This window comes from Arsukibacterium sp. UBA5043 (assembly GCA_002415085.1).
In the GTDB taxonomy this organism is placed as follows: domain Bacteria; phylum Pseudomonadota; class Gammaproteobacteria; order Enterobacterales; family Alteromonadaceae; genus Alishewanella.
On the sequence record DIBV01000012.1, the window covers coordinates 20,845 to 33,244 of the forward strand.

Consider the following 12,400-nt stretch of genomic DNA (forward strand, 5'->3'; position numbering starts at 1 on the left):
GCGACCAAAGTCTAACACAAGCTTAGCAGGGGCTAAGCTTGTGTTGCATCAGGCTCAGACTAACGCTTCTGCAGCCACTTGCCATCGATCAGAATGAAATGGCCGCTGGCGGTTCGTTCAATGGCTTTCTGACCAGCGATAGCTTCGACATCGGCTACCGCAATATCATTTTGCTTTGCCATTCTGACGTATTCTGCCCGCCTGGCATCGTTAATCAGTTTTACCACCGCTTCGGCATCTGCAGAGCTTTCGACTACGCCCAGATAACCATTAGGTTGCTCGCCCACCAGGCCCTGAACTTTAGCCTGACTTAATGCGGCCATGGCTTGTTGTAAGTTCATCGCCATTACCGGCAAGCTTGCTGCAAACACCAAGCCGACAAGCAGCAGGCGGGTTTTGCCAAATCGTTTTTTGGTATTGCTAATTATGTGTTTCATTGCTGTTTCCTTAAAATAAGCCACTGTTTTCACTGAATAAGTCATCAAGTTGTTTATCTACCTTAATATAAATTTCATGCTGAATTTTGACGTTCAGATTAATATTTATTGGCTCGTTAGGTAGCTCTACCTGAACTTTTGGCGTACACGCTAGCAATAGTAAGCTTGCTGTTGCCAGCACTGTGGCTAATCGTCTCATGGCTTCTCTCCGTTGGCGGCAGCCGCCTGTTGTTGTTTAAGATATTTTTGTACCCGTTTAGTGATAACTTCATTTAATTTGTTGGTTAACTGCAGACTGGTAATCAGGGCGGGTAAATCCTCTTCCAGGTTGACATTTAAATTAATGGCACGGCCTTGCTGCAGATTTGGATTGCTGCCCTGCAATTTTAAGCCGAGGTTGAGTTTACCACTGGTGTCATAAGTGATTGTGCTACTAAGCACGGTGTACTGAAAGTTCTCCAGCGCATCAAACACCAGCTTCATGTTGCTGTTAGTTTTCGCCATAGCACCTGCGCTCGCTGACTGATATTGCAGACGGCCACCCGGTGCCTCAGCAGCAATATTGCCATCGCTAACACTTATTCCTTTGGCATTGATCGCAACGGGGACTTTGCCAGAGAGTTTGCCGTTGCCTGTTAAGTCACTGGAGGGGTGCTGCTGCAGCAGGCTGGCTAAGTCAATCTGGTGAAGTTCCAGAATAAGCTGGTTTTCTGACTTGCTGAAATCCAGTTGCTGCTGATTGGCAGTGACTTTACCTTGCATTAACTGTAATTCTGCCTGACGTATATTAACGCTTAGCTGTTCCGGTGCCGCGAGCGGCAGCTCGACTGCAGCGCTGATATTCAGCGGCCCCATCTCAATACCATGATTTAAGCGGTTAAGCCGTAAGTTATCGGAATTAAGTTGCAGGGTATTAGGGTTAACTGTGACATCAACAGTGGCATTTAAACCGGCAAACAGACTGCGATCGTAAATGCCGCCCACATCTCCCAGCTGCAACTGACTACTGCCAGTTAACTGGTTATTATCCAGCAATACACGGCCACTGGCGCTGAGTTTGCCCCGGTTTAATGTCAGAAGTTCAGGCCAGTCACTGATGGTTTTTGTCAGCGGGTTGCCGGCCAGTAAAAATACTTCAGCCAGCTGCCATTGTCCTGTCAGCCTGCTGGTTGCAGGCTGATATGTCAGTTGGTGTGCCAGCGTGATACCGGCATCATTACTAAGCTGGCCGTCTTCAATAGTTAATTGCGCCGGTTTACCCCTGAGCAGGCCCTGCCATTGCCAGTTCTGGCTAGGCAGGGCCGGAACACTAAGTGTATTGACGTTTAGATCCAGTTTGCTGCTAAAAGCGGTCAGGCCGGTTTCATCGCCATTGAACTGACTGTTTTGCAGCAATAATCTAAAGTCGCGTGCAGAGAAGGTGTCGCTGCTAAAGCCGCCACTGAGGCTGCTGTTATCAGAGAGCTGAAACTGCCAGCTGTCAGCCTGCCAATGACCACTAAGCTGGGTTTCTACGGCAAGCGATGTCACTGTTACCGCCTTGTTTGCTAACTCCAGGCGGGCAATATTGGCGCTGAAGTCCGCCTTTTCAAGCCTGAACGCCGGACTGCCACTGAGATCAACAGTAAGCTCGCTGTCCAGGGTAAAACGGCTGTCGCCGTCGCTACTTAACTGCAGCTGCAAAGGCAGGGCGGTCAGATTAAGCGGCTCAGCGGCATTGGCACTGACGGTAAATTGCAGCGGACTCAATCTCAAGCCGTATTCGCTTAGGGTCGCTGACATTTCCAGCTCAGACAGCCGGCCTGCGGCATTAAATTGCCAACGCTCAACAAGCTGGTTCTTCAGACGCAGCTCACCATTAAGCTCGCCCTGAATCAAACCAAACGCTGGCAGGTAAAACGGATCGGGCGCACGGGCAATAAGCGTCGCCTCTATATCATGGCTGCTTAATAAGGTGCTGAGATCGCCATCAGCCGGTAATTGCCAATGTAATTTGCTGTAAAGCTGCACCGGTTGCTGAAACTGTGTCAGCCAGGCTGCTGGCAGGTTAACCCCCCATTGTTGCAACACTGTCTGGTTGGCAGATGATGGTGGTGAGAGCGCTACTACAATTTCAGTTATTGCCTGCCCGCTTGCCGGGTTAAGTTGCTGCCTGATACTCAGACCAATCTGGTTTTCCTGCTGTAAGGTCAATTGCAATTCGGGCTCTGGTGCTGGCTGATATCGGGCATCGATTAAGAAATTGCTAATAGCTGAATCACTATCCTGTACTGCGCTCGCTGCCTGCAGCTGTGGCCTGACAGTCAGCTGGCTTTGCCAATAAGCGGTGTCAGGCTGCATCGTGTCCTGTATTAGCTCCTGCGGTGTATGCTGCAGATCTGCAAAATAACTCAGATAGCCGTTTACCCGCAGCTGACATTGCCCTGTAGGGCAGGGCAAGTGCAGCAGGGTATCGGTTAGCTGAATATGTTTTGGCAACCAGTCTGGCAGCTGCCAGGTGGCGGGCAGCGTTAACGCGTTGTCTGTCGCCGGGGTGGAGGACGCAACGGAGTGGTCAAGTGTTATGTCAGCGGGGCCAAAGCTGATGTGTTGCAAAGCCGGTTTAAATGCAGCCGGCCATTGCCAGTTCAGCTCGACGTTTTGCAAGTCTATCTGATGCAGGGCACCATTTTGCTGCAGTTGAAAACGGACACTGGCCAATGACGCGCTACGCAGCGTTACTCTGCTAAAATCCAGCTGCAAATTGTTAATACCGGCCTGGGCAATTTGTTGCTGTAAATACCAGTAGCCCGCGGCAGCGAGTAGCGGTAACCCAATTGCGAAAATCAGCAGTGCTTTTAAAAAACGTTTCATAGGTTGTCCAATGGCACCCATCAGCTAAGTTATTAACTGCCAACAATAAATGTTACTGTAGTTTAGCCTACCTGAATAAGTTCTGAATTAGCAAGTTTGCTCTTTGCCGCTAAACGCGTTGAAAAAAAAGGCAGCCCGCGGGCTGCCCTTATCTGAGTTGCTATTCAGTTAGCGGTGCTTTACTGCCGAGCTGCAGCAGAAGCATCACGAATAGCTCTGAATTCGTTACCTTGATACCAGTTTGGCCACTGCCGGCTGTTTGCCAGTTCGTTACCTACCCGGTAATACAGAAACAAATCCTGCTGAGCGCCGCGAAGGTCAAAATCGGCACGCCATTCGTCTCCTACCTTATGATAGCAGCAGCGGTTATATTCAGCGCGCTGCGCTGCGCCCCATTCAGCACCGTGCTGATAGTGGTCATTGCCGCCCTTTGCATATAAAATAGGTACGCCTTTTTTCGACAGATTAAAGTGATCAGAGCGATAGGCAATACCCGCTTCCGGATTTGGCTCTTGCACCGCGTAGCGGCCTTGCTGCTGGGTATACTTCACCAGAATTTGCTCTACTTCGGTATTGCCCAAACCAACAATAACCATGTCTTTCATCGGGCCATACATGTTCATTACATCCATATTAACGGCAGCAACGGTTTTTTCCAGTGGAAATACCGGGTTGGCGGCATACCAGGCTGAGCCCAGTAAGCCCCGTTCTTCTGCCGTTACCAATACAAAAGCAATAGAACGTTCGGGTTGCGGCTGTTTAGCAAAATGTTCGGCCAATGCAATCACCGCGCCGGTGCCACTGGCATTGTCCTGAGCGCCATTAAACACTTTATTGTCCGGGTTGGAAAAATCCATGCCCAGGTGATCCCAGTGCGCCATATACAGTACGTATTCGTCGGGATATTTACTGCCTTCAATATAACCAACCACATTACTTGAGGTCAGTTCACGCAGATTATTGTTAACGGTAACCGATGCTTTGGCATTCAGCGCTACCGGGCTAAAATTGGGATCCAACGCCTTTTTATGCATGGTGGCTAAATCAGTGCCCGCATTGGCGAACAGTTTTTCAGCAGACTCAGTGGTTAACCAGCCTTCGACTTTGGCCCGGTCCATGTTTTTGTTCTCATTAACCAGGTCAAATTTAATTGGTGAACCATGGGCTACTACTCCCCAGCCATAACTGGCCGGTGCGGTTTCGTGAATAATCAGGGCCATCGCCGCACCCTGGCGGGCTGCTTCCTCGAATTTGTAGGTCCAGCGGCCATAGTAGGTCATGGCATTGCCATTAAACAGTTCCGGATCCTGAGTAGCATAACCGGGATCATTAACAAACATCACCACGGTTTTACCTTTTACATCCAGGCCTTCGTAATCATTCCAGTTGTACTCGGGGGCTACAATGCCGTAGCCAACAAATACCATCTCGCTGTCTTCTACCGATACCTGCTCGGTAACCCGGGTGGTCCAGGCAATCATTTCATCCCGGTATTTAAAGCTTTGTGGCAGGTTTTCACCGGTTAAGGTCATATCCGATACTTGTTTCGGATCGATTTGCACCAGCGATACCGGTTGCTTGTAACTGTCGCCGTCTATTGGCTTTAAGCCAATCCGTTTAAAATTTTGTTCCAGATAGGCGACGGTGAGTTCTTCACCTTTGGTTGCTGGCGCGCGGCCCTGAAATTCATCCGAGGCCAGGGTTTTAATATATTCGCCCAACCGTGGGTTAAATTCAGTATCGACCAGTTCAGCAGTTGGTTCAGGGTTAACCTGGCTGTCGCTGGCAGGCACTGCCGGTTCTTTAGAGCAGGCGCTAAGGGTCAGTGCGCCTGCCAGGATCATAACAAGTGGTGAAAACTTTACAGACGTTTTCATAGTGGCTCCAGTTATTGAAGGTTATTTATAATTATAAGAGTGACAGTTTTTAGTCAGCATAGCCCCAGGGGGTTGGCGGTAACGCGACTGGTTGGGTCAGGTCAAAATCAACCCGGAATTCCCGGCCTTCCCGGATAAGCCGGTAGCTGAATTTTTCCGGGTAGATAAACATTTGCCAGATATTGGTATTAGACTGCGGAATACCGCGGGCGCTGAACAGCTCTTTTGAATACTGATCGGCGGGAAACGACTGGACGTTAGCCCAGCCTGCATCGAGTGTCTGGCCGCCATACATGGTTTGCTCATCATGGCTGCCATCGGCATTTCGATGGTCATGCTTCAGGGTAAGGCCAGAGCCGGTTTTGCTGATAATCCAGGTACGGGAATGATCGTCGGCCACGTGAAACGGAATGTGCAGTTGCTGGTCGGTGCATTTTCTGACATGCATAATCAGCGCACCCTCAAAGCCTGGGGCCGGTGGATTATCGACCGCAATATTGCCGGCGAAAGCTTTGCCGCACAGCGCTTTTAACTGATTAAAAAAAGCATCATGGCTTGCGATAGAAACCAGCGGTGCGTCCTGAACAATATTGGCGCTTGCGCCCAGGCTGACTAACAGCAAGGCAGCAATCAGGGTCTTTTGCATTTTTTTCTCCTAATAAGACAACCATACTATACCTGCATTGCGTAATCTCATCAAACCAATGGCTTTTAGCTGCTATGCTAAACAGCATCCCCGACCACAGCGTTAAAACGGACTGATTATGCATAATGAACTGGATGGTAAATTACTTTTAAATGTCTACGCCAAAGTAGAAAAGCATGGTAAACCGGTTGATACCGACCACGGTGCCGGTTTTACCCTGGACGGGCTGACTGTCAGCCAGGGTTTTGATGGTTATGAAGTGTATTTTCAGACAGCGAAAGTGCAACTTACCCTGGGCTTTCATCATAAGTGGCACAGTGATGCCCAGAATGAAAAAGATATGGATGCTTTTATTGAGCTGATTAAGCATATTAACAACCATTACAGTTAATTAAAGTTATCCTTACTAAGGCAGTATTCAGTTATAGCTGTTATGATGCGGCGCAAAATAACCGATGGAAAATCGGTAGACGTGCGCCAAGCTGATAGACGGCTACAAGGCTATTGCTATCTGGCGGCTGACAAGGTAAAGTAGCCGCCGTCAATCATATCTGATAGACCAGAAGAGGCGCGTTAACCAGGTAACCCGTGACAGAAGACTATACTTCGCAGCGCGGGCCAGGGGGATTAACGCCGAGAAAGTGCACAATATAGCGTGTGTGCTTTCGGTTGGGCAGGCTGAATCCTGCCGACTGTCACCTGTTTGTTTGGTGGAGAGCTTCTGGCCTTTGTTATCGATAGCAACGGTCTGTATTCATTTCCGTTTTGCTGCAATTAGCAAAAGCCATGCTCTGCTTATTTTATTTGTAAGGAGAGACACCCTTGTCCAATCTTATTATTGCCAAATTCGGTGGCACCAGTGTCGCTGACTTTGAAGCGATGGGCCGTTGTGCCGATATTATTCTGACTAACAACGCCATCCGGGTTGTGGTGGTCAGTGCCAGTTCCGGCGTTACCAACCTGTTAGTCGATATTACCAAAACCACCAGTGTTACCGAGCGTTATGACGCTTATGCCGGTATTGAAGCCATTACTTTAGCCGTACTTAACCGCCTGAGCCAGCCAGAGCAGGTGGCAGAGGCGATTGAGTTATTGCTTGGCGAGCTAAAAGCGCTGATTGAAAATGGCGGTGCGGTGTATAGCAGTGCTCATAAAGATCTGATTCAGTCATTCGGTGAGCGTTTAAGCTCGGCGCTATTCAGTCAGGTTTTGCGCGAGCGCGGCGCCGCTGCCCATTGTTTTGATATTCGAAGGATAATGCGCACCGATAGCCGGTTTGGCCGGGCCGAGCCGCAGGTAAAACAGATTGCAGAGCTGGCACAAGTGCATTTGCAGCCATTAATCGCCGAGCAGCGGATTGTGACCCAGGGCTTTATCGGTCAGGACGAGTTTGAGCAAACCACCACACTGGGTCGAGGTGGCTCAGATTATAGCGCGGCCTTACTGGCAGAGGCGTTACAGGCTGATACCGTACAAATATGGACCGATGTGGTCGGTATTTTCACCACTGATCCACGGCTAACCGATCAGGCGCGCTGCATTGGCGAAATCAGCTTTGATGAAGCGGCTGAAATGGCAACCTTTGGCGCGAAAGTGCTGCATCCGGCCACGCTGATTCCGGCGATGCGGCGCAATATCGGGGTGTTTGTCGGCTCTAGCCGTGAACCTGAAGCTGGTGGCACCTGGATTGCTAAAGAAGTAAAACAGCGACCACCTTACCGCGCCATTGCTTTACGTAAATCACAAACCCTGATTACGGTAAAAAGCCCGGATATGCTGCATGCTGCCGGTTTTTTAGCCCGGGTATTTGATATTTTAAGCCGGCATCAAATCTCTGTTGATTTAGTGACCACTTCAGAAATCAGTGTCGCGTTAACGTTGGATGAAGGCGGCATGACCAGCGCCTTCAGCCATGCGGTAGAGCCGGCGCTTTTGGAGCTCAGAGCATTTTGTGAAGTGGTGGTAGAGCAGGGCTTAAGTCTGGTGGCGGTTATTGGTAACCATTTGCACAGTAGCAAAGGTATTACCGGTGAGCTGTTTAAGACGCTGGAGCGGATTAATATGCGGTTGATCTGCCATGGTGCGTCTAAGCACAATTTGTGCTTTTTAGTCCAGGATGCCGATGCGCCAGGCGTAGTAAAACAATTGCACTCCAGCTTATTCAGCGGCTGATCAGCACTAGCAAGCCGGGCTCTTTTATCTCAGAGCCCGGCGGGTGCGCAAACGTTATTCATATGGCAGCGGATCGCTGGCGTTATTCAGCTTAAACGCCTCTAAGCGTTCCTGGCATGAACCACATTTACCGCAGGCTTTATCGCGACCGTTGTAGCAGGTCCAGGTTTTGCTGTAGTCCAGACCCATGGCAAGGCCGTCGGCCAGAATTTCAATTTTGGTCTGATATAAATACGGGCTGACAATATCGACTGGCTGATAATTAGCAATCTGGCAGACGTCATTCATTTTCTGGACAAACTCCGGCCGGCAATCCGGGTAAATGAAGTGATCACCGGAATGGGCACCGTAATGTACGGCGCGGGCGCCAATAGAGTCGGCATATCCTACTGCTAACGATAACAGAATCATATTGCGGTTCGGTACTATGGTTGATTTCATATTGTCGGCTGCATAGTGACCTTCAGGTACGTCGATGTCACTGGTCAGTGACGAGCCAGCGATTAACTGATTTATTGCTGAAATATCGACTATCTTATGCTTAATATTCAGTTCTTTACAGACGTTAGCCGCGCATATCAACTCTTTAACATGGCGCTGACCATAGTTAAATGACAAGGCATATACGTCGTGGCCAGCAGCGACTGCTTTCTGTAATACGGTAAAGGAATCCATACCACCTGAATAAATAACCACAACTTTTTGGCTCATTACTGTCTCTCTCTGTATAATAGCGGGCAAAGTGGCCGCGCATTGTACTTGAACATTGCGGTCAGATCACCTGCTTGGCATTAAGGAAACCACGGCTTGTTGTATAAGGTTAACGAAATATTTGAAACCATTCAGGGCGAAGGCAGCTTTACCGGTGCACCAGCTATTTTTGTCCGGCTGCAGGGCTGTCCCGTTGGTTGTGCCTGGTGTGATACCAAACATACCTGGACTGTTAACCCTGATTTGCAGGTTGCTCCTCAGACATTGATGGCAAAATCAGCTGAGACTGAACAGTGGTCAACGTTTACTGCTGAGCAATTGCTGGCGTTGTTTCAGGAAAACGGTTACCAGGCCAAGCATGTGGTAATCACCGGGGGAGAGCCCTGTATGTACGATTTAAATCCACTTTGCGATACATTACATGCGGTGGGGTATCAGACCCAGATTGAAACCAGCGGCACATTTGAGATTTTGGTTCCCTCTAAAAGCTGGGTAACGGTATCACCGAAAGTAAATATGAAAGGCGGCTATAAAGTATTACAAAGTGCACTGGACCGGGCCAATGAAATAAAACACCCGGTGGCAATGGACAAACACATTGAACAGCTGTTGCAGTTGCTAAAGCAAACGGACATCGGTAGCAAATTAATTTATTTACAACCAATTAGCCAACAGGCTAAGGCGACCGCGTTAGCTATTGCCTATTGTAAAAAGCATAACTGGCGTTTGAGTGTTCAGGTACATAAATATCTGGGTATTGAGTAGTGGCCCGGACGCATAGAGGCCAGCGGGTTTAGCGAAACGATCAGGCGTTGTGATCAAGCCAGTTTTGCAGACCTTCCAGGCATATTAACGGGTCGTACTCTGCTGATAGTTTTTGTTTTAATCCCGGTTGCATGGGCATCAGCTCCAGCCAGCGCGATGCAAGCCAGCTTGCGTTATCAAGCTCTGGCTCCGGATAAAGTTGCTGCAACTGAGGATATTCTGCCAGCAATTGCAAAAATGAACGGGCTAAATCAGGAAAGCGCTGGCTAAGACGGATTTCCGGCCAGCTATTTAATTCGGTCACCGTAGCAACGTTTAACTTATCTTCTTCCTGCCAGCGATCAGTAATTTCAACCCGGCTTACTCCCCTTACCGTAATTCCCAGTAAGCCATCTGCAAGTTGTTCAAAATCATCAATCACCGCTTCGGTTGCCAGCGGTAAGATCCGGTCACGATGATGTTGGCTCGCAAATGGGTTAAGCAATGCCATTGCGAAACTACGTTTTGCCAGTCCGGCCTCTTTAACCAGTCTGATATAGCGTTTTTCGAATACCCGTAGCTTTAGTTTGCCACCGGGTAAAATAAAACTGCTCAATGGAAATAATGCCAATTGTTTACTCATACTGCACTTCACTATCGCTCTGTTTCTGATTATGTTAACAATACGGCCAGCGCTCTTTATCAGATCGGCATCGACCTAATATTTCTCAGAAGCCGCGCACTGGCTATTTTGGTATTACATGATAAATTTAAAACTACAGTCATTACCCTGAGCGGCGCTCAAGGCATTTATGCGATTAAACCTGCGCCAAGGTATCAGTTCGTCTTTATTGCTCTTGCAAGCATGGAGTGCGGTTGCCAGTGAGCTACAGGTACTGCGAGCGGTGGTGAGTGACTCCAATATGCCACCCTACGCCATTTTTGATGAGACAGGCAGGTTAAGTTCAGGCTTAAGTAAAGATATTCTGGACGCTTTGGCAATACTAAGTAAGCTTGATATACAGTATCTTACTTTACCCAGAGCCAGAATAGAAAGCTGGTTAGTCAACGGGCAGGCTGATGTGGCTTGTTTTTTGAATCCGGATTGGGTAGCAGAGCCCGCACTGTATCACTGGAGCCCGCCACTGTTTGCAACCCGGCAATTATTGATTCGCCGCGCCGACAGCTCACCCATTATTGCCTTGCCTGATCTGGTTGGCAAACGGGTGGGGACCACACTTGGTTTTACCTATCCCGAACTTGCACAGGTATTCGCATTAGGTGATGTTATCCGTGACGATGCTCATACCTTAGAACGTAATCTGAAGCGACTGGAACAGGGACGACTAGATGCGGTAATGAGTGTCGATTTATCTTACTATTTTTTTATGACAAATGGTGGGATGGGTAACTTTGCAGCCGATCCACTCTGGTCGTCACCGCCATCAGTATACTGCGCTATTAGCAGATTTAATCCGCAGCGTGCAGCAAACCTGTTACGCGGCTTGCACACCTTAGTAGAGAACCAGTTTATCGACCAGCAATTACGGCGCTATAAAGGCGAAACAACAGAATAGTTTTTCAGAAGCCTACTGTCGCGGGTCGTCTTTTAGTCTGGGAATTTTCAAACCGAGTTCTATACCACGATGGCGAGCATAGTAGGTGCAGCCTATAAACATTATTGATGCCAACAAGAGTTCAATAAGCGCTAATAACTGATATAGCCCGGTACTGACCCATAAGTTAGTTAAACTGTGTAAAAAGTAAATCATCACGATAAAGTTAGCCCAGGCAAAGGTGTAGGCTTTGCCTTTGATAATGCCATACATCGGTAGCCATAACGGCAGCCACAATAAGGCCGTGCTGATCAATTTATTACCGGTTAACTGATTCGCGCTGCCATAGGTAGCAGGGGAAAGCCAGATTAGCCATATTGGAATCAGCAGCCATAAGCCCCAATAGCCGAATCGGGCCAGAGCCAGGTAGGTTTTAGTCCGCGGAGCCATCGCAACTTCAGCATGTTCATTCATTATTTGTCAAATCCTGCAGATTTTAAAGACATACTAAGTTGTGCCAAACGCTTACCAAAAGCAACGGCCAACCGTTGTTCGTCAACACTAAGTTTGGTATCACCTTGCAACCCGCTTATATGAGTAGGGCCATAGGGGGTGCCACCGGTCTGGGTGTTGTGCAATTCCGGTTCAGCGTAAGGAATACCCATTAATACCATGCCATGGTGAAGCAGTGGTAACATCATACTCAATAAATTCGCTTCATTGCCGCCATGCATACTGCCCGATGACGTAAAAACGCCGGCCGCTTTGTTAATTAACTCACCTTTGAGCCAGATACTGCTGGTCGTGTCCCAGAAAGCTTTGGCTTCAGCCGCCATATTACCAAATCGCACAGGACTGCCAAAAGCTAAGCCGTCACACTGGCTAAGATCAGCGAGCGTTACTGATGGATGTCGACTTGCCTGCTCCTTGTCAAATCCGGCGATACTGCGGATAACGGCAGTAGCTCCCGCCTGAGCGATGCCAATGGCTACTTTTTCAGCCAGGGCTACCACGCTACCATGCTTTGAGTAGTACATTACCAGAACCTGAGCGCTCATCAGAGAATAGCGCTTACGTTGCTAAGCGGGCGACCAATAGCTGCGTGCTCACCATTAATAACAATTGGCCGTTCTATTAATTTTGGATGCTCAACCATGGTGTTAATTAATTGCTGTTCGCTTAATGCAAGATTATTCAGTTGCAAACTACGATATTCTTCCTCTTTGTCGCGCAGCAACTGTCGGGCAGGAATATTCAGCTTGATTAGGATTGCTGCTAATTCGGCTGCGGTCGGTGGTGTTTTGAGATACTCAATTATTGTAAAATCAGCACCATTTTTCTGCAACAACGCTAACGCTTCTCGGCTTTTTGAACAGCGTGGGTTGTGGTAAATCGTAATCATAA

General features: G+C 48.6%; 14 protein-coding genes and 1 riboswitch. Of the genes, 4 read left to right on the forward strand and 10 right to left on the reverse strand.

The window, feature by feature from the left end; translation table 11 throughout:
* Positions 1 to 59: 59 nt before the first annotated feature.
* The 5 genes from B2Q61_RS11195 to B2Q61_RS11215 form a co-directional block, all read right to left on the reverse strand.
* On the reverse strand, positions 60 to 437 hold the full coding sequence (locus B2Q61_RS11195; protein WP_290616156.1) for a YdbL family protein: 378 nt from the start codon (positions 435 to 437) through the stop codon (positions 60 to 62).
* Positions 438 to 447: 10 nt separating this feature from the next.
* Complete coding sequence (locus B2Q61_RS11200) at positions 448 to 636, reverse strand: YnbE family lipoprotein (RefSeq protein ID WP_290616154.1); 189 nt, start codon at positions 634 to 636, stop codon at positions 448 to 450.
* Entirely contained in the window at positions 633 to 3,290 is a 2,658-nt protein-coding gene (locus B2Q61_RS11205; protein ID WP_290616152.1) for a YdbH domain-containing protein, read from the reverse strand. The genes B2Q61_RS11200 and B2Q61_RS11205 overlap by 4 nt, the downstream gene beginning before the upstream one ends.
* Before the next feature lie 179 nt (positions 3,291 to 3,469).
* On the reverse strand, positions 3,470 to 5,167 hold the full coding sequence (locus tag B2Q61_RS11210) for a M28 family metallopeptidase (protein ID WP_290616150.1): 1,698 nt from the start codon (positions 5,165 to 5,167) through the stop codon (positions 3,470 to 3,472).
* A gap of 49 nt (positions 5,168 to 5,216) precedes the next feature.
* Positions 5,217 to 5,813, reverse strand: a complete 597-nt coding sequence (locus B2Q61_RS11215; protein ID WP_290616148.1) for a hypothetical protein — start codon at positions 5,811 to 5,813, stop codon at positions 5,217 to 5,219.
* 118 nt (positions 5,814 to 5,931) lie between these two features.
* On the opposite strand from B2Q61_RS11215, the gene B2Q61_RS11220 reads away from it, so the two are divergent.
* Positions 5,932 to 6,204 (forward strand): DUF3081 family protein, encoded by a 273-nt coding sequence (locus B2Q61_RS11220; protein ID WP_290616146.1) that lies wholly within the window; start codon positions 5,932 to 5,934, stop codon positions 6,202 to 6,204.
* 164 nt (positions 6,205 to 6,368) lie between these two features.
* Positions 6,369 to 6,542, forward strand: a riboswitch (Lysine riboswitch).
* Positions 6,543 to 6,635: 93 nt separating this feature from the next.
* Positions 6,636 to 7,985 carry a lysine-sensitive aspartokinase 3 gene (gene lysC, locus B2Q61_RS11225; protein WP_290616144.1) on the forward strand — a complete coding sequence of 450 codons (1,350 nt, stop codon included), beginning with the start codon at positions 6,636 to 6,638 and terminating at the stop codon, positions 7,983 to 7,985.
* 54 nt (positions 7,986 to 8,039) lie between these two features.
* Here the strand turns inward: lysC and queC are convergent, their stop codons facing one another.
* Positions 8,040 to 8,696 (reverse strand): 7-cyano-7-deazaguanine synthase QueC, encoded by a 657-nt coding sequence (gene queC, locus B2Q61_RS11230; RefSeq protein WP_290616142.1) that lies wholly within the window; start codon positions 8,694 to 8,696, stop codon positions 8,040 to 8,042.
* 96 nt (positions 8,697 to 8,792) lie between these two features.
* On the opposite strand from queC, the gene queE reads away from it, so the two are divergent.
* Positions 8,793 to 9,461, forward strand: coding sequence for a 7-carboxy-7-deazaguanine synthase QueE (gene queE, locus B2Q61_RS11235; RefSeq protein WP_290616140.1), 669 nt, complete (start codon positions 8,793 to 8,795; stop codon positions 9,459 to 9,461).
* A 40-nt stretch (positions 9,462 to 9,501) separates the two neighbouring features.
* Here queE and B2Q61_RS11240 read toward each other — a convergent pair whose 3' ends face one another.
* Entirely contained in the window at positions 9,502 to 10,083 is a 582-nt protein-coding gene (locus B2Q61_RS11240) for an LON peptidase substrate-binding domain-containing protein (RefSeq protein WP_290616138.1), read from the reverse strand.
* Positions 10,084 to 10,252: 169 nt separating this feature from the next.
* Between B2Q61_RS11240 and B2Q61_RS11245 the strand changes: the two genes are divergently transcribed.
* A complete protein-coding gene (locus B2Q61_RS11245) occupies positions 10,253 to 11,017 on the forward strand; it encodes a substrate-binding periplasmic protein (protein WP_290616136.1) in 765 nt (254 codons plus the stop codon).
* Positions 11,018 to 11,029: 12 nt separating this feature from the next.
* On the opposite strand, the gene B2Q61_RS11250 is transcribed toward B2Q61_RS11245, so the two are convergent.
* Genes B2Q61_RS11250 through arsC form a run of 3 tightly spaced genes read right to left on the reverse strand, consistent with a single transcriptional unit; the run spans position 11,030 to position 12,398 of the window.
* Positions 11,030 to 11,470 (reverse strand): DUF2069 domain-containing protein, encoded by a 441-nt coding sequence (locus B2Q61_RS11250; RefSeq protein ID WP_290616135.1) that lies wholly within the window; start codon positions 11,468 to 11,470, stop codon positions 11,030 to 11,032.
* The gene (gene wrbA / locus B2Q61_RS11255; protein WP_290616133.1) at positions 11,470 to 12,054 is read right to left on the reverse strand and encodes an NAD(P)H:quinone oxidoreductase; all 585 of its coding nucleotides are present in this window, start codon (positions 12,052 to 12,054) and stop codon (positions 11,470 to 11,472) included. Before wrbA ends, B2Q61_RS11250 begins: the two co-directional genes overlap by 1 nt.
* Positions 12,054 to 12,398, reverse strand: a complete 345-nt coding sequence (gene arsC / locus B2Q61_RS11260; protein ID WP_290616131.1) for an arsenate reductase (glutaredoxin) — start codon at positions 12,396 to 12,398, stop codon at positions 12,054 to 12,056. Before arsC ends, wrbA begins: the two co-directional genes overlap by 1 nt.
* Positions 12,399 to 12,400 lie beyond the last annotated feature (2 nt).

Coding starts and splice junctions, on each gene's coding strand:
- B2Q61_RS11195 (WP_290616156.1), bottom strand. CDS start 437: ATGAAACACATAATTAGCAATACCAAAAAACGATTTGGCAAAACCCGC.
- B2Q61_RS11200 (WP_290616154.1), bottom strand. CDS start 636: ATGAGACGATTAGCCACAGTGCTGGCAACAGCAAGCTTACTATTGCTA.
- B2Q61_RS11205 (WP_290616152.1), bottom strand. CDS start 3,290: ATGAAACGTTTTTTAAAAGCACTGCTGATTTTCGCAATTGGGTTACCG.
- B2Q61_RS11210 (WP_290616150.1), bottom strand. CDS start 5,167: ATGAAAACGTCTGTAAAGTTTTCACCACTTGTTATGATCCTGGCAGGC.
- B2Q61_RS11215 (WP_290616148.1), bottom strand. CDS start 5,813: ATGCAAAAGACCCTGATTGCTGCCTTGCTGTTAGTCAGCCTGGGCGCA.
- B2Q61_RS11220 (WP_290616146.1), top strand. CDS start 5,932: ATGCATAATGAACTGGATGGTAAATTACTTTTAAATGTCTACGCCAAA.
- queC (WP_290616142.1), bottom strand. CDS start 8,696: ATGAGCCAAAAAGTTGTGGTTATTTATTCAGGTGGTATGGATTCCTTT.
- B2Q61_RS11240 (WP_290616138.1), bottom strand. CDS start 10,083: ATGAGTAAACAATTGGCATTATTTCCATTGAGCAGTTTTATTTTACCC.
- B2Q61_RS11245 (WP_290616136.1), top strand. CDS start 10,253: ATGCGATTAAACCTGCGCCAAGGTATCAGTTCGTCTTTATTGCTCTTG.
- B2Q61_RS11250 (WP_290616135.1), bottom strand. CDS start 11,470: ATGAATGAACATGCTGAAGTTGCGATGGCTCCGCGGACTAAAACCTAC.
- wrbA (WP_290616133.1), bottom strand. CDS start 12,054: ATGAGCGCTCAGGTTCTGGTAATGTACTACTCAAAGCATGGTAGCGTG.
- arsC (WP_290616131.1), bottom strand. CDS start 12,398: ATGATTACGATTTACCACAACCCACGCTGTTCAAAAAGCCGAGAAGCG.